At 52.4% G+C, this 19,385-nt stretch carries 21 protein-coding genes and 1 other annotated feature; of the genes, 14 read left to right on the top strand and 7 right to left on the bottom strand.

Annotation, left to right across the window (positions count from 1 at the left end):
• Complete coding sequence (locus OGX97_RS14450; RefSeq protein ID WP_003023879.1) at nucleotides 1-333, bottom strand: YceK/YidQ family lipoprotein; 333 nt, start codon at nucleotides 331-333, stop codon at nucleotides 1-3.
• A 238-nt stretch (nucleotides 334-571) separates the two neighbouring features.
• Nucleotides 572-644: a sequence feature (ROSE (Repression Of Heat Shock gene Expression) occurs in the 5'-region of heat shock genes and acts as an RNA thermometer to modulate expression.), on the top strand.
• Here OGX97_RS14450 and ibpA point away from each other — a divergent pair.
• The 6 genes from ibpA to OGX97_RS14420 all read left to right on the top strand — a co-directional run bounded on the left by ibpA (nucleotide 638) and on the right by OGX97_RS14420 (nucleotide 4,769).
• Nucleotides 638-1,051: a small heat shock chaperone IbpA gene (gene ibpA / locus OGX97_RS14445; protein WP_003023882.1), complete on the top strand. Its 414-nt coding sequence runs from the start codon at nucleotides 638-640 to the stop codon at nucleotides 1,049-1,051. (Overlaps the previous feature by 7 nt.)
• A 92-nt stretch (nucleotides 1,052-1,143) precedes the next feature.
• The gene (gene ibpB / locus OGX97_RS14440; protein ID WP_003827096.1) at nucleotides 1,144-1,572 is read left to right on the top strand and encodes a small heat shock chaperone IbpB; all 429 of its coding nucleotides are present in this window, start codon (nucleotides 1,144-1,146) and stop codon (nucleotides 1,570-1,572) included.
• A 123-nt stretch (nucleotides 1,573-1,695) separates the two neighbouring features.
• A complete protein-coding gene (locus tag OGX97_RS14435; protein ID WP_048227364.1) occupies nucleotides 1,696-3,357 on the top strand; it encodes a putative transporter in 1,662 nt (553 codons plus the stop codon).
• Nucleotides 3,358-3,542: 185 nt separating this feature from the next.
• A complete protein-coding gene (locus OGX97_RS14430; RefSeq protein ID WP_003023888.1) occupies nucleotides 3,543-3,890 on the top strand; it encodes a YidH family protein in 348 nt (115 codons plus the stop codon).
• Complete coding sequence (locus OGX97_RS14425) at nucleotides 3,880-4,242, top strand: DUF202 domain-containing protein (protein ID WP_008786533.1); 363 nt, start codon at nucleotides 3,880-3,882, stop codon at nucleotides 4,240-4,242. The genes OGX97_RS14430 and OGX97_RS14425 overlap by 11 nt, the downstream gene beginning before the upstream one ends.
• 14 nt (nucleotides 4,243-4,256) lie before the next feature.
• Nucleotides 4,257-4,769 carry a radical SAM protein gene (locus OGX97_RS14420; protein WP_235126067.1) on the top strand — a complete coding sequence of 171 codons (513 nt, stop codon included), beginning with the start codon at nucleotides 4,257-4,259 and terminating at the stop codon, nucleotides 4,767-4,769.
• 12 nt (nucleotides 4,770-4,781) lie between these two features.
• On the opposite strand, the gene dsdA is transcribed toward OGX97_RS14420, so the two are convergent.
• Nucleotides 4,782-6,104 carry a D-serine ammonia-lyase gene (gene dsdA / locus OGX97_RS14415; RefSeq protein WP_235126069.1) on the bottom strand — a complete coding sequence of 441 codons (1,323 nt, stop codon included), beginning with the start codon at nucleotides 6,102-6,104 and terminating at the stop codon, nucleotides 4,782-4,784.
• Between the two features lie 17 nt (nucleotides 6,105-6,121).
• Nucleotides 6,122-7,459, bottom strand: a complete 1,338-nt coding sequence (gene dsdX / locus OGX97_RS14410) for a D-serine transporter DsdX (protein WP_003827107.1) — start codon at nucleotides 7,457-7,459, stop codon at nucleotides 6,122-6,124.
• Between the two features lie 229 nt (nucleotides 7,460-7,688).
• Between dsdX and dsdC the strand changes: the two genes are divergently transcribed.
• Both dsdC and OGX97_RS14400 read left to right on the top strand, forming a co-directional pair.
• Nucleotides 7,689-8,615, top strand: coding sequence for a DNA-binding transcriptional regulator DsdC (dsdC, locus tag OGX97_RS14405; protein ID WP_048237046.1), 927 nt, complete (start codon nucleotides 7,689-7,691; stop codon nucleotides 8,613-8,615).
• A 78-nt stretch (nucleotides 8,616-8,693) separates the two neighbouring features.
• Entirely contained in the window at nucleotides 8,694-9,758 is a 1,065-nt protein-coding gene (locus OGX97_RS14400; RefSeq protein WP_048237045.1) for a cellulase family glycosylhydrolase, read from the top strand.
• On the opposite strand, the gene emrD is transcribed toward OGX97_RS14400, so the two are convergent.
• The 3 genes from emrD to tisB all read right to left on the bottom strand — a co-directional run bounded on the left by emrD (nucleotide 9,703) and on the right by tisB (nucleotide 12,125).
• Nucleotides 9,703-10,887 (bottom strand): multidrug efflux MFS transporter EmrD, encoded by a 1,185-nt coding sequence (gene emrD, locus OGX97_RS14395; RefSeq protein ID WP_048237067.1) that lies wholly within the window; start codon nucleotides 10,885-10,887, stop codon nucleotides 9,703-9,705. The genes OGX97_RS14400 and emrD overlap by 56 nt on opposite strands.
• A 191-nt stretch (nucleotides 10,888-11,078) precedes the next feature.
• Nucleotides 11,079-11,912: a DMT family transporter gene (locus OGX97_RS14390; protein ID WP_020996046.1), complete on the bottom strand. Its 834-nt coding sequence runs from the start codon at nucleotides 11,910-11,912 to the stop codon at nucleotides 11,079-11,081.
• 123 nt (nucleotides 11,913-12,035) lie between these two features.
• Nucleotides 12,036-12,125, bottom strand: coding sequence for a type I toxin-antitoxin system toxin TisB (gene tisB, locus OGX97_RS14385; RefSeq protein ID WP_003023909.1), 90 nt, complete (start codon nucleotides 12,123-12,125; stop codon nucleotides 12,036-12,038).
• A 522-nt stretch (nucleotides 12,126-12,647) separates the two neighbouring features.
• On the opposite strand from tisB, the gene ivbL reads away from it, so the two are divergent.
• The 3 genes from ivbL to ilvN all read left to right on the top strand — a co-directional run bounded on the left by ivbL (nucleotide 12,648) and on the right by ilvN (nucleotide 14,836).
• Nucleotides 12,648-12,746: an ilvB operon leader peptide IvbL gene (gene ivbL / locus OGX97_RS14380; protein ID WP_003827118.1), complete on the top strand. Its 99-nt coding sequence runs from the start codon at nucleotides 12,648-12,650 to the stop codon at nucleotides 12,744-12,746.
• Nucleotides 12,747-12,853: 107 nt separating this feature from the next.
• On the top strand, nucleotides 12,854-14,542 hold the full coding sequence (gene ilvB / locus OGX97_RS14375; protein WP_032945438.1) for an acetolactate synthase large subunit: 1,689 nt from the start codon (nucleotides 12,854-12,856) through the stop codon (nucleotides 14,540-14,542).
• Between the two features lie 3 nt (nucleotides 14,543-14,545).
• Nucleotides 14,546-14,836, top strand: a complete 291-nt coding sequence (gene ilvN, locus OGX97_RS14370) for an acetolactate synthase small subunit (RefSeq protein ID WP_003023914.1) — start codon at nucleotides 14,546-14,548, stop codon at nucleotides 14,834-14,836.
• A 1-nt stretch (nucleotide 14,837) separates the two neighbouring features.
• Here the strand turns inward: ilvN and OGX97_RS14365 are convergent, their stop codons facing one another.
• Nucleotides 14,838-15,623, bottom strand: coding sequence for a DeoR family transcriptional regulator (locus tag OGX97_RS14365; protein WP_060682991.1), 786 nt, complete (start codon nucleotides 15,621-15,623; stop codon nucleotides 14,838-14,840).
• A 324-nt stretch (nucleotides 15,624-15,947) separates the two neighbouring features.
• Between OGX97_RS14365 and rbsK the strand changes: the two genes are divergently transcribed.
• Genes rbsK through OGX97_RS14350 form a run of 3 tightly spaced genes read left to right on the top strand, consistent with a single transcriptional unit; the run spans nucleotide 15,948 to nucleotide 19,237 of the window.
• The gene (rbsK, locus tag OGX97_RS14360) at nucleotides 15,948-16,868 is read left to right on the top strand and encodes a ribokinase (RefSeq protein ID WP_003827124.1); all 921 of its coding nucleotides are present in this window, start codon (nucleotides 15,948-15,950) and stop codon (nucleotides 16,866-16,868) included.
• A gap of 27 nt (nucleotides 16,869-16,895) precedes the next feature.
• Entirely contained in the window at nucleotides 16,896-18,212 is a 1,317-nt protein-coding gene (gene fucP, locus OGX97_RS14355) for an L-fucose:H+ symporter permease (RefSeq protein WP_003827126.1), read from the top strand.
• A gap of 11 nt (nucleotides 18,213-18,223) precedes the next feature.
• The gene (locus OGX97_RS14350) at nucleotides 18,224-19,237 is read left to right on the top strand and encodes an aldose 1-epimerase family protein (RefSeq protein WP_008786523.1); all 1,014 of its coding nucleotides are present in this window, start codon (nucleotides 18,224-18,226) and stop codon (nucleotides 19,235-19,237) included.
• Nucleotides 19,238-19,385 lie beyond the last annotated feature (148 nt).

Genomic DNA, 19,385 nt, shown 5'->3' with positions numbered 1-19,385 from the left:
TTATGGAGCAGACATTTCTGCCGGGGGAATAACGGCGTTCGTGGCCTGGGTTCTCTCCTCGCTCTTTTCTACGCGGGATCTCACCGAGTTATCTTTGCGAAAGAGATCCCAAGGTAGCAATACCGTATCGAGCACCGCGGTAAAAGGCATATCCAGAATCGCCAGCGACTTGGTTCCCCAGTTTGTATCACTTTCGCTAATCATTGTGGCACTGGCTCGCGTGCCAGGATACGTCCCTTCTTTACCACCTGTATGCGACATGATGCTGGAACAACCGCTTACAAACGCCATCCCACTACACATCGTCAGTGTTACCAACATTTTTTTAATCATCATTTATTCATCTGTATTTATCGTGTTTGCATGGTGAGTTAAAGCGATCCGTTGCGAAAATAACATCACCATTTCGTCGCACTGTGGCGGCCATCGCGATTTAACGAGAACAACTGCTCCCCCCAGTGTATGCAATAGACAACAAACTGCAAAAAAAGTCAGATGAATACGCTTGAAAAGTTTGTATTAAGACCCATTTTTAGAGTGTAGACAAATGAAGGGCATGCCTGATGGGTGTCCTGGCTACCTGACCTGTCCATGATGGAAGGTCAATTATTCTCGCTGATTTCAGGAGCTATTGATTATGCGTAACTTTGATTTATCCCCGCTGTACCGTTCTGCTATTGGTTTTGACCGTCTGTTTAACCTGCTGGAAAACAATCAGGGCCAGAGCAATGGCGGCTACCCTCCGTACAACGTTGAGCTGGTAGACGAAAACCATTACCGCATTGCAATTGCTGTTGCCGGTTTTGCTGAAAGCGAACTGGAAATTACTGCCCAGGACAATCTGCTGGTGGTAAAAGGCGCCCATGCGGACGATCAAAAAGAACGTACTTACCTGTATCAGGGTATTGCCGAGCGCAACTTTGAACGCAAGTTCCAGTTAGCGGAGAACATTCATGTTCGCGGCGCAAACCTGGTAAATGGTCTGCTGTATATCGATCTTGAGCGCGTGATTCCTGAAGCGAACAAACCGCGCCGCATCGAAATCAACTAATTCTGTAGGCCGCTTCAGGCGGCCTTGCTAAGTCATCGGCTTGCCGTCAGGGAGCCGAAAGGTACCTACTCGCTTCTTGGAAGGAGATTATTATGCGTAACTACGATTTATCCCCACTGCTGCGTCAATGGATCGGTTTTGACAAACTGGCCAATGCCTTGCAAAACACCGGTGAAAGCCAGAGCTTCCCGCCTTATAACATCGAAAAGAGCGATGATAACCACTACCGCATTACCCTTGCGTTAGCCGGTTTCCGCCAGGAAGATCTGGATATTCAACTGGAAGGCACGCGCCTGACCGTGAAAGGTACGCCGCAGCAGCCGGAAAAAGAGACCAAATGGTTGCATCAGGGGCTGGTCACTCAGCCGTTCAGCCTGAGCTTTACGCTGGCTGAAAATATGGAGGTCTCCGGCGCAAGCTTCACTAACGGCTTGCTGCATATTGATTTGACCCGGAATGAACCTGAAACCATTGCTCCACAACGTATCGCCATCAGCGAACGTCCTGCATTAGATAGTTAAATAGCTCCATGCCTTTGCCCCGCCAGAAATGACGGGGCTTTTTTGTGCTTTACCACCCATACATTGCGACTGTACTCTGCGAGAATCCATTTACTTAATGATGTTATTCACAGGGAACAGGATATGAGTGATATAGCATTGACGGTCAGCGTTCTGGCATTAGTGGCAGTTGTCGGGTTATGGATCGGCAACATAAAAATACGTGGCGTGGGTTTTGGCATTGGAGGCGTGCTGTTCGGCGGTATTATCGTCGGGCATTTTGTCGATCAGGCAGGGATGACCCTGAGCGGCGACATGCTGCATTTTATTCAGGAATTTGGCCTGATTCTTTTCGTCTACACCATTGGTATTCAGGTGGGGCCGGGCTTTTTTGCTTCTCTGCGCGTTTCGGGCCTGCGGCTGAATCTGTTTGCTGTGCTGATTGTCATCATGGGTGGCCTGGTCACCGCGATCCTGCATAAGATTTTTGCCATTCCTCTCCCTGTGGTGCTGGGAATATTCTCTGGAGCGGTCACCAATACCCCCGCGTTAGGTGCGGGGCAGCAAATTCTGCGCGATTTAGGTACGCCTGGCGATGTGGTTGACCAGATGGGGATGAGCTATGCCATGGCTTATCCTTTCGGCATCTGCGGAATTTTACTGACCATGTGGCTGATGCGCCTTATTTTCCGCGTTAACGTCGATGCTGAAGCCCAGCAGCATGAATCCACGCTGACCAACGGGCACGCACTGATTCAGACGATGAACATCCGCGTGGAAAACCCAAACATCAACAATATGGCGATTCAGGATGTCCCGATTCTGAACAGCGACAAAATCATCTGCTCGCGTCTGAAACGTGACGAGACATTGATGGTGCCGTCGCCAGGGACGGTTATCCAGATGGGCGACCTGCTACACCTGGTCGGGCAGCCAGCTGACCTGCATAACGCGCAGGTGGTGATTGGGCAGGAGGTAGACACATCGCTGTCTACGCGAGGTACCGATTTACGCGTAGAACGCGTGGTGGTGACCAACGAGCAGGTGCTGGGTAAACGTATCCGCGACCTGCACTTTAAAGAACGTTACGACGTGGTGATTTCCCGCCTGAACCGTGCGGGTGTTGAGCTGGTAGCCAGCAGTGACGCCAGCCTGCAATTCGGGGATATCCTCAATCTGGTGGGGCGTCCCGCGTCCATTGATGCCGTTGCCAATGTTGTGGGTAACGCGCAGCAAAAACTGCAGCAGGTGCAGATGCTGCCGGTATTTATCGGTATCGGGCTGGGTGTTCTACTGGGTTCAATCCCGCTGTTCATCCCGGGGTTCCCGGTGGCGTTGAAACTGGGGTTGGCCGGCGGGCCGCTGATTATGGCCCTGATCCTGGGGCGTATTGGTAGCATCGGTAAGCTGTACTGGTTTATGCCTCCCAGCGCTAACCTGGCGTTGCGAGAGTTGGGTATCGTGCTGTTTCTTGCGGTGGTGGGTCTGAAGTCAGGCGGTGATTTTGTCGATACCCTAACACAGGGAGATGGTCTGAGCTGGGTGGGTTACGGTATTTTCATTACCGCGATTCCGCTCATTACCGTGGGCTTGCTGGCGCGAATCTTTGCCAAAATGAACTATCTGACGCTGTGCGGCATGTTGGCTGGCTCAATGACCGATCCCCCGGCTCTGGCGTTTGCTAATAACCTGCATGCCACCAGCGGGGCGGCAGCGCTCTCCTACGCTACCGTTTATCCACTGGTCATGTTCCTGAGGATTATCACCCCGCAACTGTTGGCGGTGCTCTTCTGGGGATTAGGTTAAAACTGACGTATCCGGCCTGCATCTCCTGTAGGTCGGATAAAACGCAACTCTCCATCCGGCATTACAAACACCCTCTCTCTTTCCCATTGTCTCATCACCCGACACGCCCTCTCGTTTGAGAATCAGGTTCATACTCCTTAACTGTTCCGGTATAACGACCAGACAACAATATTTAAGGAGCTGTTATGAAGATTTCTCGCCTTGGAGAAGCACCGGATTATCGCTTCTCGCTGGCAAATGAACGTACCTTTCTGGCGTGGATCCGCACCGCGCTCGGATTTCTGGCGGCGGGAGTTGGCCTTGATCAACTGGCCCCGGATTTTGCCACGCCGGTCATCCGTGAGGCGCTTGCCTTGTTGCTGTGTCTGTTTGCCGGCGGTCTGGCGATCTACGGCTATCTGCGCTGGCTACGTAACGAAAAGGCGATGCGACTGAAAGAGGACTTGCCCTACACCCACAGCCTGCTGATTATCAGCGTCATGCTGACTATTGTGGCGGTGATTGTCATGACGCTGGTGCTGTATGCCGGATAGCCGCAAATCGCGACGCATCGCTGACCCGGGGTTACAACCGGAGCGGACTTCACTGGCCTGGTTTCGCACGTTGTTGGGCTATGGCGCGTTAATGGCGCTGGCGATTAAGCACAACTGGCACCAGGCGGGAGTGTTGTTCTGGATATCGATAGTTGTGCTGGCGATAGTGGCGATTATCCTCTGGCGCTACACCCGCAGCCGTAATCTGATGGATGTGAGTCATAGCGATTTTTCTGAATCTCGCGCGGTGCGTGACAAATTTATGATCTCCCTCGCGGTGTTATCCCTCGCAATGCTGTTTGCTGTAACGCATGTTCGCCAACTTATCGTATTTATCGGGAATTTTGCATGACAGGATGTGAGAACATGGATGTTAGTGATGATGTTTTAAACGTGGTGATTGACCATCAGAAGTGTTTACAACCGGTTGAAGTGTACCGTGGTTTGCAACAAGGAAATGTTCGCCTGGTACAATTTATTCCGCTGGTTAAGCACGATGATTCAGGTCATCTGACAGACGAATCGGTTACGTCTGAGGCGTGGGGCCGATTTTTAATTACGATATTTGATATCTGGGTACGTGAAGATATTAATCAGATATCTATCCAGCTTTTCGATAAAACGCTTCGCCAGTGGTGTGGTCTGACGGCACAGATTGAACGACAGACCATGTCATCAAGGAATACGCGTTGTCAGACATGCTCATTGTTTCAATATTACCACGGTGATTGTCCTGCGTACTGCGAGGAAAATGGAAAGGGCGTGCTGTGTGCAGGCTATCAGGCTTTCTTCAGCCACACCGCACCGCATATGCGCGTGATGCGTGACCTGCTTAAGCAGCATCGCTCACCGATGGAGCTGATGGCGATGCTGCGTTAAGCTCAGCTGTATTTAACGTCCTTTGGCCAGATACTGCGCCATTTCATCTTCCGGGACCATTCCACCGCCGGTCGCCCACACCAGATGAGTGGCGTTATTGAGCTGATCCGCGCTGAAGCCGTGCATGTGCTGATAGTCAGCAGAGGCGCAAACGTGTTGCGGACCGGCCATCCCTGCCAGCGCTGACGGTTCGAGGCGAATACCTTCTTCCTGCGCCAGCCAGCCCAGCATGTCGTACATAGTCTGATCGTCCAGGGTGTACAGACCGTCGAGCAGACGTTCCATTGCCCGGCCAACAAAGCCAGACGCACGGCCGACAGCCAGCCCATCAGCCGCCGTCAGGTTGTCGATGCCAATATCCTGCACGGAAATCGTATCGTGCAGCCCGGTATAAATCCCCAGTAGCATGCACGGTGAATGGGTTGGTTCTGCGAAGAAGCAGTGCACGTTATCGCCAAACGCCAGCTTCAGGCCAAACGCCACGCCGCCAGGGCCACCGCCGACGCCGCATGGTAGGTAAACAAACAGTGGATGGTCTGCATCCACCACGCGCCCCTGCTGGGCAAACTGCGCCTTTAAGCGCTGTCCGGCCACCGCATAGCCTAAAAACAGCGTGCGGGAATTTTCATCATCGATAAAGAAGCAGTTTGGATCGGACTCCGCCGCCTTACGGCCCTGTTCAACCGCCACGCCGTAATCTTCTTCATACTCCACGACCGTCACACCGTGACTGCGCAGTTTGGCTTTTTTCCATGCGCGGGCGTCGGCCGACATATGCACCGTCACCTTAAAGCCGATACGGGCGCTCATTATACCGATCGACATGCCGAGGTTACCGGTGGAGCCTACCGCGATGCTGTACTGGCTAAAGAACTGTTTGAATTCGGGCGAAAGCAGAACGCTGTAATCGTCTTGTGTGGTCAGCAGACCGGCTTCCAGCGCCAGTTTTTCCGCGTGGGTCAGTACTTCATAAATGCCACCACGGGCTTTAATCGAGCCAGAAATTGGCAGGTGACTGTCTTTCTTCAGCAGAATTTCGCCATTGATGCGCTGCCCGTACTCTTTCTCCAGCCGCTTTTGCATGGCCGGAATCGCGGCCAGCTCAGATTCAATAATGCCGCCGGTGGCCGCGGTTTCCGGGAATGCCTTTGCCAGGTACGGCGCAAAGCGCGTCAGACGGGCGTGGGCATCCTGAACAGCGTGTTCAGTCAGGCCAACATACGGTAAACCTTCCGCAAGAGAGGTGGTGCCAGGGTTAAACCAGGTTGTCTCCTTGAGAGCAACCAGATCTTCCACTAAAGGATACTGGGCGATAAGTGTTTGAATGTTTTCCATAGTCAGTCTCTTTGCGCTTAGATAATAAAGGAAAGCAGGAATGTGCAAGCCAGTGCAATCACGGACGCGATAAATGTCGCGGTCGTATAGTATTTAAACGTTTCATTCAGGGTGGCACCGCAGTATTGCTTCACCAGCCAGAAGAGGGAATCGGTAACGATCGTGCAGCCAATAGCGCCGGAACCGATAGCAATGGCGATGATCTCCGGGCTGACGTTGGGATAGAGCGGCAGCATCGGTGCAACGATTGCCGTGGCGCCCATCATTGCCACTGTGGCGGAACCCACCGCGGCATGCAGGATTAACGCCACCAGCCACGCCAGCAGAATCGGGTGCATATGCATGTTCGAGAGGATCAGCGCAAGAGTATCCGCCAGCCCACTGCTCTTGAGGATAGCGTTGAACGCGCCGCCAGCGCCGATAATTAGCAGAATGTTAGCGATGGAGCCAAAACCGTTTTCAGTGTGGGTCAGCAACGTACCCATACCGATGTGCTGACGCAGGCCGAGAATGTAATAGGCAACGAAAACGGCAATAAACATCGCGGTGATCGGGTTACCAATAAACTCCAGCAGCGTATATACCGTGCTGCCTTTCGCCATGTTCAGCTCAGCGACGGTTTTTACCAGCATCAGGCCAATCGGCAGCAGAACGGTAAACAGCGTAGCACCCAGCGACGGTAGCGTACTTTCGTCACGCACTTTAAGGTCAGAAAACTCAGCCGGAACCGGTTTAAACGGCAGACGGTTACCCAGGAATTTCAGGTACAGAGGACCGCCTATCAGCGAGGCCATCAAGCCGACCAGTAAGCCGTAGACAATCACGGTGCCAATGTCTGCGCCCAGCTTGTTCGCCACGAACAGGGCAGCCGGATGCGGTGGTACCACGCAGTGCACCGCCATCAGCGCCGTACACAGCGGAATCGCCAGCTTCAGTAATGAAGTATTGGTTTTCTTGGCAATTGAAAAGGCCAGTGGAATCAACAGCACCACGCCGACTTCAACAAACAGCGTGATCCCGCAAATCAGCCCAACCAGAACCATAATGACGTCGGCGGATAGCCAGCGGCAGCGCTGCAGCGTCAGGCCAATGCGTTCGGCTGCGCCGGACACTTCCATCATTTTGCCCAGAATGGTCCCAAGGCCGATAACCGCGGCGAGGAAGCCCAGCGTACCGCCGATGCCACTCTCAATGGCATTGACCATATCCAACGGCCCCATGCCCATCATCGTACCCACGAAGAAGCTGGCTAACAGCAGCGCCAGAAACGGGTGGAATTTGAACTTCACGATGGTCAAAACGATTAACACGATGCTTATCAGCAGCGTGCTCACAACCCAGATTTGAGAGTGCATAACTCACCTTGCCCTGTGATTAATATAGGGTTATTGGACAAAAATAAGGCATGGTCTGACAAACGATATAAATCCCCCTTCACATGAGCCAGATTGCATCAAATGAGTGATTTATGTCTAATTGCGCTTTGTTTATGCGATATAGTTCACTCTGATTCACCTTTGAGCTGATTTTTACAGCGAACTTTTTTACACTCCAGCGCATGAATCAGAAGGAAAGGAGGTGAGAATGGATCCCCTACGCGAAGTCAGAAACCGGCTGCTCAACGGCTGGCAGCTGTCAAAGCTGTATACTTTTGAAGTGGCGGCCCGGCATCAGTCGTTTGCTCTGGCGGCAGACGAGCTGTCATTGAGCCCCAGCGCCGTCAGCCATCGCATAAATCAGCTTGAAGATGAGCTTGGTATCCAATTATTTGTTCGTTCTCATCGCAAAGTGGAACTCACTCATGAGGGCAAACGGGTATTTTGGGCGCTGAAGTCGTCACTGGACACGCTCAACCAGGAGATTCTTGATATTAAGAATCAGGAGCTCTCGGGGACGCTCACCGTCTACTCACGGCCTTCTATCGCCCAGTGCTGGCTGGTTCCGGCGCTCGGCGACTTTACCCGTCGCTACCCGTCAATTTCGCTAACCATGTTGACCGGAAACGACAACGTCAATCTACAGCGTGCGGGTATCGATCTCGCCATCTATTTTGACGATGCACCCTCCGCGCAACTCACGCATCACTTCCTGATGAATGAAGAGATCCTGCCGGTGTGCAGCCCGGACTACGCCCGCCGCCATGACCTTACCGGTTCGCTGGTGAATTTGCCGCACTGTACGTTGCTGCACGACAGACAGGCGTGGAGTAACGATTCCGGGACCGATGAGTGGCACAGTTGGGCGCAGCATTTTGCGGCGAATTTGCCGACATCGTCGGGGATTGGTTTTGATCGTTCGGATTTAGCAGTAATTGCGGCAATGAACCATATCGGCGTGGCGATGGGCCGAAAACGGCTGGTGCAAAAACGCCTCGACAGCGGAGAGTTGATTGCGCCTTTTGGCGATATGGCGCTGAAATGTCATCAGCATTACTACATCACCACGCTGCCCGGCAGGCAGTGGCCGAAAATCGAGGCGTTTATTGGCTGGCTACAGGAGCAGGTTAAATAAGCGGGTCGCGAATATTTTTTACGCTTTCGCTCTACACGGAAAGTGAAAAAGCGTGCTAAATACGTGATATCACTCCTGATGATTTGCGTAAGGACGACCGTGTTAAAGCCGATTGTTTCCCTTTTACTGTTGGCCAGCGCCACCGTGTGTGCCGCGCAACCTGCGTTGACGGCGGCGCAGTATGTGCAGCAGCTTGGGGTTGGGATGGACGTAGATTGGGCGCGTACCGATCGGGGCATCCGTGAATTCGATCCGCTGGTGGTGCGGGATTATAAGGCGAAAGGGTTGACCCACGTGCGCATTCGCGTGGCGGGTGAGCCTACGGAGGCGCGGCTCATTCATCTGCGCAAGCTGGTGGAAGCCTGCGAGCAGTATGGCGTGATCCCGATAATCGCCTATCAGGCTGACGAGTATAAAAAAGACCCCAGTGTCAGTAACGAAAAAGAGGTGGTTAACTGGTGGGTGGCAGTGGCGCATTACTTTGGTCAAAGTTCGCCGTTGCTGGGTTTCGACCTGATTTATGAACCTGCCGATAAGCTCAACCATAATCAGGCGTCGCTCAATAGGGTGTATGACAAAACCATCCGTACCATCCATGCCATCGATCCACAGCGAATGATATTTATCGCGCCGAAACTGCATGCCGCTCCGGAAGATTTGCCCAACCTAAAATTGCCGCCGCAAAGTCAGAATACCGTGCTGGCCCAATGGCATATTTTCCCGTGGGGGCCGCTGAAAAATAACGGTAAATACCCGTGGACCTCAGGGACAGCGGCAGAAAAGGCCGCCATTCGCGCCCGTATCAATACTGCCATTCACTGGCAGCAGAAAACCGGTCATGTTAGTTGGGTAGGAGGCTGGTCGCCGGGAGAAACCATCAGGAATGCGCCTTCTGCCTCGCAAATGGCGTTCGCCCGCTTTATGGCTTGCGAGCTGAAGAAAGCGAAAATTCCCTATGCTATCAATGCGGATACGCAGTTCTATGATGGTGAGGAAGGGGCATGGAGACCGGCGCTGGAGCCGTTGTTGAATACCATGATTGCCCCTGAGTGTGAAAAGCCCGGCGAGAAGCCGGGCCATCATACGCTTAAACTGCCTGTCCCTGATGCGACACGCGTGACGCCAGCGGAAGCCAGCAAATAAAAATCAACAGCCCCATAAGGGTCATCAGCAGGCCCAGACTGGCTTGCCCGGTCTGCGGCAGCATGGCAGAGAACCACGCCAGCACGCCGGAACCAATGTTCTGTAATCCACCAACCAGCGCACCAGCAGTACCGGCCAGGAACGGGAAAGGCTCCATTGCGCCGCTGGTTGCCAGCGGAAACAGCATCCCGGCGCCGAAGAAAAACAGTGCGGCGGGAACCAGCAGCGTCCAGACGTTCATCACGTCGAACAGACCAGGGATCCACATCATCAAACCGGCGACCAGACAGCAGATAACTGACTGCCACATTAGCGTCGAGAAACGCTTATTCGGGCGACCGGCGAACCAGGCACCAAAAAACGCCGCCGGAATGGGCAGAATAAACAGGATACTGACCACCATGCTGCTTAAGCCGAGACGCGCGCCTAACAACACCCCGGAACAGGCTTCGAAGACCGCAACGCCCGCCAGGCCGCCGATCAGCATCAGCACGTAACAGGTGAAAGAGCTGTTGCCAAACAGCGTTTTGTAGCTGGCGATAAGCCGTGGACGCGGCGCACCTGCGGGGCGCGTTTCCGGCATCCAGCGCGCCATGCTAAACGTGACGCCTGCACACAGCACCAGCAGGAAGATGTAACAGGCGCGCCAGTTCCACAGGGTATCCAGCATACCGCCAATCAATGGTGCCAGCAGTGGGCTAACCAGAATCCCCATGTTTAACAGGCTGTTCGCATGGCGTAACTGCGTGCCTTCATACAAATCGCGCGGTAACGTTCGCGCCATCACGCCGCCGACGCCTGTTCCCATCCCCTGTATTGCGCTGGCGATAATCAATACCGTCAGGCTGTGGGTGGTTATGGCGACCAGCGTAGCCAGCATAAAAATGGACATCCCGGCGAGGATCACCGGGCGGCGGCCAACGCGATCGGAAAGTGGGCCGTAAATCAGTTGTGACAGGCCGTAGGTCAACAGATAGGCGGCCATTACGCTTTGCACCGCCCCTTCGCGAACGTTCAGTTCACGCGCCATATCAGCAATCGCGGGGATATAAATGGTTTGCGCCATCTGACCTACCGCCACCAGTAATACCAACATCAACAACAAATTGACGCTTCTATGCCTTTTCATTTCGCTGATTACTTTTCAAAAAGTGAAAAAATAAGAATAAGGTGCTGCACTTTCCCGTAAATGCGCGTGGAATCTACCACAACAGAAAAAGAAGGCCAGATAGTGGGCTGGAATGTTTAAACGATGAACGGCAGGAAATGTAAACAAAAAGCGGCAACAAATGTTGCCGGATTGCATCGGGTTTACAGAGGTCATGATAAGCGTAGCAAAACTGCGCCTATGGCAATGCCTCCAGCCGCAACAAGACGTATTCCGGCAACCTTCTCTTTCAGTAGCAGCCACGCGAGCAGCGCGCCAAACAGGATGGAAGTTTCACGCAGCGCAGCGACTACCGCCAACGGAGCCTGAGTCATGGCCCACAGCGCCAGACCGTAAGAACCCATTGTGCCAATCCCGCCAAGAATACCTTTCTTCCACTGCTGTACCAGATAGCGCGACGCTTCCCGGCGTCGGGCAATCATCGCCCAGCCCAGCAGGCAGGAGCCGTTCAGAAAGAAGGTCCACAGCGTATAACCCAGCGCGGTTTCTGATAAACGTACGCCGGTGCCATCAACCAGCGTATATCCGGCGATAAAGCAGGCGTTAATGAGCGCCAGCACGATCCCGCGTTGCGAGCTGCTGCGTCCGTTAAACGCCATGCCAAGGATCGCCAGACAGATCGTGGCAATCCCCACCCAGGCTAGCACAGAGAGGCTATCGCCAAGAAACAGGACGCTGATAATTGCGACCAGCAGCGGCGCTGTGCCGCGCATTAACGGATAGGTCTGGCTCATATCCGAAACCTGATAGGTTTTGGCGACCAGGACGGTATATACAATTTGCAACGCAGTTGAGACAGCTAAAAACGGCAGGCTGGCGGCGGAAGGTTGCGGCGCAAAGGGTAAGCAAATCAATGCCATAATTGCGGCAGAACCGCTGACACCGATCGCTGAGTACAGTTTATCGTTTCCAGCTTTAACAATGGCATTCCAGCTGGCATGCAGCAGCGCGGCGAACAGCAAAATGCAGAAAACAGAAAGCGTCATGGTGGAATTCTTCCCTGAGAATGTCATAAAAACGTAACATATTGGCGCGACACAAGCACCAGGGAGAAGGTGAAAGGGGAGCGGAGTGTTACCCGCCCCCCTTAGGTGCGACTTGAATCCGAATTACTTAACGTATTTCAGAACGGCATCAAGTAGTTGCAGTGCTGCAACAATGAGTTTGAGGATAAGAATAGCGATATCCACGAGGCTCATACGCTCTCCTTTTGGTACAAGGAGCACGGTGCTGACGTACCTCGCCGCTGCCTGTTGCCAGCACCTTTGTTGACATAACACAGTGTGCTCACACGGGGGTTAAGGCGCTGACGGCACCACCCGTTTCAGCCAGGACTTTGATGCGCCGGTTTACGATGCGGCCCCCGCATAACACATTGCGTACCGAGACATTATAGATAAATACTGTATAAATTAACAGTATTTTATGGACGTTACGCTATTCATGTTCCATACTCAAAACCATCAAAATTCGTGCCGAAATTGCGTGTTCTTCGCAGAACGCGTATACTTTTTTCGTTGACATAACACAGTGTGTTCGGCGGCTACCAACCGCACAGCACTGAAAAAAACCTCGCTCCGGCGGGGTTTTTTGTTTTTCAGCAATGCACAACGAAATGTGATCGTTGACGCATTTTTATGCAGATGAAAATTTTTCCATTGTCACGCTGAAAAACCTGTGTTTGTATAAATCCAGTTAATCAACAAACAGACAGGTCCCTAATGAACCCTTCCATGCTGACTGCGACCCTACTAAAAACTGCGCCATCTCGCGCAGCGGTCGTCGTGCGTGTGGTGGTGGTCGTCGGCAATGCGCCGTAGGGTCCGAATCAACACACGATTCCAAAACCCCGCCGGCGCAAACCGGGCGGGGTTTTTCGTTTCAGAGACCTGCCCGGAGCAAAGGCCCAGAATAAAAGGACTGGAGCATGGCAAGTTCGGGCATAACATCCAAGCGTACGCGTTTTACGGGCGCAGAATTCATCGTTCATTTCCTGGAACGCCAGGGGATTCAGGTTGTTACCGGTATTCCCGGCGGATCGATTCTTCCCGTCTATGACGCCTTAAGTCAAAGCACGCAAATCCGTCATATCCTGGCGCGCCACGAGCAAGGAGCAGGGTTTATCGCGCAGGGAATGGCGAGAACCGATGGCAAACCCGCCGTTTGTATGGCCTGCAGCGGACCGGGCGCAACCAATCTGGTGACCGCCATTGCCGATGCGCGTCTGGATTCCATCCCGCTGGTGTGTATCACCGGGCAGGTTCCGGCTTCAATGATCGGCACCGACGCCTTCCAGGAAGTCGACACCTACGGCATCTCTATCCCCATCACTAAGCACAACTATCTGGTCCGCCATATCAGTGAATTACCGCAGGTCATGAGCGATGCGTTCCGCATTGCGCAGTCCGGACGTCCAGGCCCGGTGTGGATAGACATTCCTAAGGATATTCAAACCGCCGTTTTTGACATTGAAGAGATGCCGGAGCCTGCGCAGAAAATGGAGGCACCAGCGTTCAGCCAGGACAGCATTCGCGATGCCGCAGCCATGATTAACGCCGCACAGCGTCCGGTGCTGTACCTCGGCGGCGGCGTGATTAACGCACCTGAGCGCGTGCGTGAACTGGCGGAAAAAGCGATGCTGCCCACCACTATGACCTTAATGGCGCTCGGTATGTTGCCGAAAGCCCATCCGCTGTCGTTAGGCATGCTGGGCATGCACGGCGCGCGTAGCACTAACTTTATTCTGCAAGAAGCGGATTTATTGATTGTTCTGGGCGCACGTTTTGATGACCGGGCGATTGGTAAAACGGAGCAGTTCTGCCCGAACGCCAAAATCATTCACGTAGATATCGACCGAGCGGAGCTGGGTAAAATCAAACAACCGCACGTGGCGATTCAGGCGGATGTCGATGAGGTTCTGGCGCAATTGATCCCATTAATTGACGCGCAGCCGCGAGAGTCGTGGCATCAGACGGTGGCCGATTTACAACGTGAATTCCCTTGCACTATTCCGCAGGAAAGCGACCCGCTCAGCCACTATGGATTGATCAACGCCGTGGCTGCCTGCGTAGACGATAGCGCTATTATCACCACCGACGTAGGCCAGCATCAGATGTGGGCGGCACAGGCTTATCCGCTGAACCGTCCGCGTCAGTGGCTGACCTCCGGCGGTCTGGGAACTATGGGCTTTGGCCTGCCAGCGGCAATTGGTGCAGCGCTGGCCAATCCAGACAAAAAAGTGCTGTGCTTCTCCGGCGACGGCAGCCTGATGATGAATATTCAGGAAATGGCGACAGCCAGCGAAAATCAGCTGGATATTAAAATCATCCTGATGAATAACGAAGCGTTGGGTCTTGTATATCAGCAGCAGAGTCTGTTCTATAAGCAGGGTGTTTTTGCCGCGACCTATCCGGGGATGATTAACTTTATGCAGATAGCCGCCGGGTTTGGTCTCGAAACCTGCGATCTGAATAACGAAGCGGACCCACAGGCAGCGTTGCAGGAGATTATTAATCGCCCTGGGCCTGCGCTGATCCACGTGCGCATCGATGCCGAACAAAAAGTGTACCCGATGGTGCCGCCGGGTGCGGCAAACACAGAAATGGTGGGGGAATAAGCCATGCAACAGCAGACACATGACAACGTAATCCTGGAACTCACCGTACGCAACCATCCGGGCGTAATGACTCACGTTTGCGGGCTGTTCGCCCGCCGCGCGTTCAACGTAGAAGGCATTCTCTGTCTACCGATTCAGGACAGCGATAAGAGCCGCATCTGGCTACTGGTCAACGACGATCAACGTCTTGAGCAGATGATAAGCCAGATCGACAAGCTGGAAGATGTGGTGAAAGTGGCCCGCAACCAGTCCGATCCGTCGATGTTTAACAAAATTACCGTGTTCTTTGAGTGAGTTAGTCGCCGTCTGAATCCGGGGTGATCACTTTTACAGAGCCGTTCCGGCAGTGGGTTGCGTAATCTGCCGGTAACGGACGGTCGCTTATCAGTACGTCAAAGGTGGAGAGTGGACCAATGCTGGCGGGGGCGACCTCATCGAACAGGGCGTGGCGCGTCAGCAGAATTTTGCGTAATCCGCGTTCCATCGCTTTGCGTTTTGTGGCCAGATCGTCCGGATTGAACCAGCTAACGCCGAAATGCTCATGGACTCCGCTGGCGGAGATAAAGACTTTCCGTGGGTTGAGTGCATCCAGCGGGGAGGGATTGCTGGTGTCGTAAAAGGCGTCACTTTTCGCCCGGTAGGTCCCCCCGCAAAGAATCGCTGTGGCGTTGGGCTTTTCATTTAGCGCTACGAACACCCGGTGCGAGTAGCAAATCCCGGTAAAGGAAATATCGTCCGGGATCATGCTGACCACCAACGGCATTTCCGCACCATTATCAAAAAAGACCAGATCATTTTCACTCACCAGTCCCGCAGCCAGAATGGCAACCGGTAAATCGTCGCGGTGATACTGTTTTTGCGCGGGGAGTGGCGCGTTAACGATGGTGGCAGGTTTGTTCACCATCACAATGTAACCACCAAGCAGCGTGAGTGGTAACGGTTCGTCATCCTGACTGAGATCCCGACGAATAGTCATCACGGAAACTTCCAGCATTCGTGCCGCCTCTTTCAGATGGATTCGGTCGGTCTTCTTCAACAATTCCATCAGACGTCGAATACGTTCTTTTTGCTTAGTTTCCATGTGCTTCTCCACGAATCATGTTCCCATGTTCCTTCAGTAACATTTTTGTGTTTCTGAGAACATGACATTGCCGCATTACTATACGTCTGACTATCCGGAAATAAAAGCGTGTTTTTTCACGTTTTATTGATTATATCCAGTTAATTTTCAGTCAATTGTAAGCAACTTTATCATTTGTATTGTGATGTGGGAGTAACATTTAGTGCAATAAATAAACAATAAAATGATCTTCCAATCGCGATCCTAGTCACAAATGATACGAAAGTAACATGATAATGTTATTTTAATATCATTGTTGTGTGATTGTTTCTGAGAGGTAGTAAAATGGATATCGCGGTTATTGGCTCCAACATGGTGGATCTCATCACCTACATCAACCAGATGCCCAAAGAAGGGGAAACGCTGGAAGCACCGGCGTTCAAAATTGGCTGCGGGGGCAAAGGCGCAAATCAGGCCGTTGCGGCTGCTAAGCTCAATTCCAAAGTGCTGATGCTGACAAAAGTCGGTGATGATATTTTTGCGGATAACACTATTCGCAATCTCGAATCCTGGGGAATTAATACCACCTATGTCGAAAAGGTACCCTGCACCAGCAGCGGTGTCGCACCGATCTTTGTTAATGCGAACTCCAGCAACAGTATTCTGATTATTAAAGGAGCGAACAAATTTCTCTCCCCGGAAGATATCGATCGTGCGGCGGAAGATCTGAAAAAATGTCAGCTTATTGTCCTGCAACTGGAGGTGCAGCTGGAAACCGTTTATCACGCGATTGAATTTGGCAAAAAACACGGTATTGAAGTGTTACTAAATCCCGCCCCTGCATTACGGGAATTAGATATGTCTTATGCCTGTAAATGTGATTTTTTTGTGCCGAATGAAACCGAGCTGGAAATATTAACCGGTATGCCAGTAGATACTTATGACCATATTCGCGCAGCGGCACGTTCTCTGGTTGATAAAGGTCTGAACAATATTATCGTCACCATGGGTGAGAAAGGTGCGCTGTGGATGACGCGTGACCAGGAAGTCCATGTTCCAGCGTTTAAAGTGAACGCTGTCGATACCAGTGGCGCAGGCGACGCTTTCATCGGTTGTTTTGCTCACTATTACGTTCAAAGCGGTGATGTGGAAGCCGCCATGAAAAAAGCCGCTCTCTTCGCTGCTTTCAGCGTTACCGGGAAAGGCACTCAATCATCTTATCCAAGCATCGAACAATTTAATGAGTTTCTTACCTTAAACGAATAATACTCCTGCACTGTAAAAGGTAGCACTATGAACGATAAAAACATCATTCAGATGCCTGACGGCTATTTGAATAAGACCCCTCTGTTCCAGTTTATTTTGTTATCCTGTTTATTCCCGTTATGGGGATGCGCAGCCGCATTAAATGATATTCTGATTACGCAATTTAAAAGCGTATTTTCACTCAGCAACTTTGCCTCGGCATTAGTTCAGAGTGCCTTTTATGGCGGTTATTTTTTAATTGCGATTCCAGCATCTCTGGTGATTAAAAAGACCAGTTATAAAGTCGCCATCTTAATGGGGCTGACCCTTTATATCGTTGGGTGTACGCTCTTTTTCCCGGCATCGCACATGGCCACCTACACCATGTTCCTTGCGGCGATTTTCGCGATTGCGATTGGTCTGAGCTTCCTGGAAACAGCAGCCAACACCTACAGCTCAATGATCGGCCCAAAAGCGTATGCCACTTTACGCCTGAACATCAGTCAGACTTTTTATCCTATTGGTGCGGCTGCTGGCATTCTGCTAGGTAAATATCTGGTCTTCTCTGAAGGTGAAAGCCTGGAAAAACAGATGGCCGGGATGAACGCTGAGCAGATCCATAACTTTAAAGTGTTGATGCTGGAAAATACCCTTGAGCCATACAAGTACATGATTATGGTACTGGTTGTGGTGATGGTGTTATTCCTGCTGACTCGCTTCCCGACCTGTAAAGTCGCGCAAACCACGAGTCATAAACGCCCGTCAGCGATGGATACACTGCGTTATCTGGCCAGCAATGCCCGTTTCCGTCGTGGAATTGTGGCGCAATTTCTTTATGTGGGGATGCAGGTCGCGGTGTGGTCATTCACCATCCGTCTGGCACTGGAATTAGGTGATATCAACGAGCGCGACGCCTCAACCTTCATGGTCTATAGCTTCGCCTGCTTCTTTATCGGCAAGTTTATCGCCAACATTTTGATGACGCGCTTCAATCCGGAAAAAGTGCTGATTCTCTATTCCATTATTGGTGCGCTGTTCCTCGTCTATGTTGCACTGGCGCCAAGCTTCAGCGCTGTGTATGTCGCAGTGCTGGTGAGTGTCCTGTTTGGACCCTGCTGGGCGACAATCTATGCGGGTACGCTTGATACCGTGGATAACGAGCATACCGAAATGGCGGGTGCCGTCATTGTCATGGCGATTGTCGGCGCGGCGGTGGTTCCGGCGATTCAGGGCTATGTGGCCGATATGTTCCATTCATTGCAACTTTCGTTCCTGGTTTCCATGCTCTGTTTCGTGTACGTCGGTATCTACTTCTGGCGTGAAAGCAAAGTGCGCAACAACCTGGCTGAAGCGACAGTTTCCTGAGGAGAGCGATCATGACAACACGTATAACGCTGTGGCGAGAACTCTTTGCAGAGCATCCGCGAATCTTACTGAAGAATAACGACTTCACGGTTACCGCATTTCGTTACGCCAGCGGAGTGGAAGGGCTGAAGGTAGAAAACAGTCGTGGACATCTGGTTATTCTGCCCTGGATGGGGCAGATGATCTGGGATGCTCAGTTTGATGGCCATGACCTGACCATGCGTAACATGTTCAGTCAGCCGAAACCGGCGGCGGAAGTGGTGGCGACCTACGGCTGTTTTGCCTTCCACTCAGGTCTGTTGGCAAATGGCTGCCCATCACCAGAGGATTCACATCCTTTGCACGGTGAAATGGCTTGTGCCGCGATGGATGAAGCCTGGCTGGAGCTGGAGGGTGAGAATTTGCGCGTGGGTGGACGCTATGAGTATGTGATGGGGTTCGGTCATCATTATCAGGCGCATCCTGCGGTGGTAATGCACAAAGCGAGCGCGCTGTTTGATATTCAGATGGCGGTTACCAACCTCGCCTCAGTGGCAATGCCGTTGCAGTACATGTGCCATATGAACTATGCCTACGTACCGGAAGCCACCTTCAGCCAGAATATTCCGGATGAGGCCATGAAGCTGCGTGAGTCGATACCCGCGCATGTTAAGCCGACTGAGCAGTGGCTGGCGTTTAATCAGCGGATTGTACAGGGCGAGGCTTCTCTGGCGCGGCTCAATGAACCCCATTTTTACGATCCGGAAATTGTCTTCTTTGCTGACCAATTGGACAGGTACACTGATAAACCAGAATTTAGCATGATCGCGCCTGATGGCACCACGTTCGTTACGCGTTTCTCCAGCACGGAGCTGAATTATGTGACGCGTTGGATCCTCTATAACGGCGATCAGCAGGTTGCGGCATTCGCCTTGCCTGCAACCTGTCGACCTGAAGGATACCTGGCAGCACAACGCAATGGCACCTTGATTGAAATAGAACCGCAGCACACCCGGACATTTACAGTCACAACTGGCATAGCCTGATCGCTCAAGGCTTGAACACCAAAGCACTTATCGTTAAGGTAAGCGCTTTTGCTGGGTGGCGGCATTAATGCCTTATCCGGCCTACAACGGCACCCGCCCGTAGGCCTGATAAGCGTAGCGCCATCAGGCATGCCTTAGCGCCAGGATG

Origin of the sequence: Citrobacter sp. Cpo061, assembly GCF_030332845.1 — a bacterium.
GTDB classification, from domain to species: domain Bacteria; phylum Pseudomonadota; class Gammaproteobacteria; order Enterobacterales; family Enterobacteriaceae; genus Citrobacter; species Citrobacter portucalensis.
This window is presented reverse-complemented; position numbering and strand designations above follow the sequence as displayed.

Excerpts from the sequence above, each read along its gene's own strand:
- ibpB (WP_003827096.1), top strand. The coding sequence starts at position 1,144 with ATGCGTAACTACGATTTATCCCCACTGCTGCGTCAATGGATCGGTTTT.
- ivbL (WP_003827118.1), top strand. The coding sequence starts at position 12,648 with ATGAACCCTTCCATGCTGACTGCGACCCTACTAAAAACTGCGCCATCT.
- OGX97_RS14420 (WP_235126067.1), top strand. The coding sequence starts at position 4,257 with ATGGATGTTAGTGATGATGTTTTAAACGTGGTGATTGACCATCAGAAG.
- dsdX (WP_003827107.1), bottom strand. The coding sequence starts at position 7,459 with ATGCACTCTCAAATCTGGGTTGTGAGCACGCTGCTGATAAGCATCGTG.
- dsdC (WP_048237046.1), top strand. The coding sequence starts at position 7,689 with ATGGATCCCCTACGCGAAGTCAGAAACCGGCTGCTCAACGGCTGGCAG.
- dsdA (WP_235126069.1), bottom strand. The coding sequence starts at position 6,104 with ATGGAAAACATTCAAACACTTATCGCCCAGTATCCTTTAGTGGAAGAT.
- OGX97_RS14450 (WP_003023879.1), bottom strand. The coding sequence starts at position 333 with ATGATTAAAAAAATGTTGGTAACACTGACGATGTGTAGTGGGATGGCG.
- OGX97_RS14425 (WP_008786533.1), top strand. The coding sequence starts at position 3,880 with ATGCCGGATAGCCGCAAATCGCGACGCATCGCTGACCCGGGGTTACAA.
- OGX97_RS14350 (WP_008786523.1), top strand. The coding sequence starts at position 18,224 with ATGACAACACGTATAACGCTGTGGCGAGAACTCTTTGCAGAGCATCCG.
- fucP (WP_003827126.1), top strand. The coding sequence starts at position 16,896 with ATGAACGATAAAAACATCATTCAGATGCCTGACGGCTATTTGAATAAG.
- rbsK (WP_003827124.1), top strand. The coding sequence starts at position 15,948 with ATGGATATCGCGGTTATTGGCTCCAACATGGTGGATCTCATCACCTAC.
- OGX97_RS14430 (WP_003023888.1), top strand. The coding sequence starts at position 3,543 with ATGAAGATTTCTCGCCTTGGAGAAGCACCGGATTATCGCTTCTCGCTG.
- ilvN (WP_003023914.1), top strand. The coding sequence starts at position 14,546 with ATGCAACAGCAGACACATGACAACGTAATCCTGGAACTCACCGTACGC.
- OGX97_RS14435 (WP_048227364.1), top strand. The coding sequence starts at position 1,696 with ATGAGTGATATAGCATTGACGGTCAGCGTTCTGGCATTAGTGGCAGTT.
- OGX97_RS14400 (WP_048237045.1), top strand. The coding sequence starts at position 8,694 with ATGATTTGCGTAAGGACGACCGTGTTAAAGCCGATTGTTTCCCTTTTA.
- OGX97_RS14390 (WP_020996046.1), bottom strand. The coding sequence starts at position 11,912 with ATGACGCTTTCTGTTTTCTGCATTTTGCTGTTCGCCGCGCTGCTGCAT.
- OGX97_RS14365 (WP_060682991.1), bottom strand. The coding sequence starts at position 15,623 with ATGGAAACTAAGCAAAAAGAACGTATTCGACGTCTGATGGAATTGTTG.
- ilvB (WP_032945438.1), top strand. The coding sequence starts at position 12,854 with ATGGCAAGTTCGGGCATAACATCCAAGCGTACGCGTTTTACGGGCGCA.
- emrD (WP_048237067.1), bottom strand. The coding sequence starts at position 10,887 with ATGAAAAGGCATAGAAGCGTCAATTTGTTGTTGATGTTGGTATTACTG.
- ibpA (WP_003023882.1), top strand. The coding sequence starts at position 638 with ATGCGTAACTTTGATTTATCCCCGCTGTACCGTTCTGCTATTGGTTTT.
- tisB (WP_003023909.1), bottom strand. The coding sequence starts at position 12,125 with ATGAGCCTCGTGGATATCGCTATTCTTATCCTCAAACTCATTGTTGCA.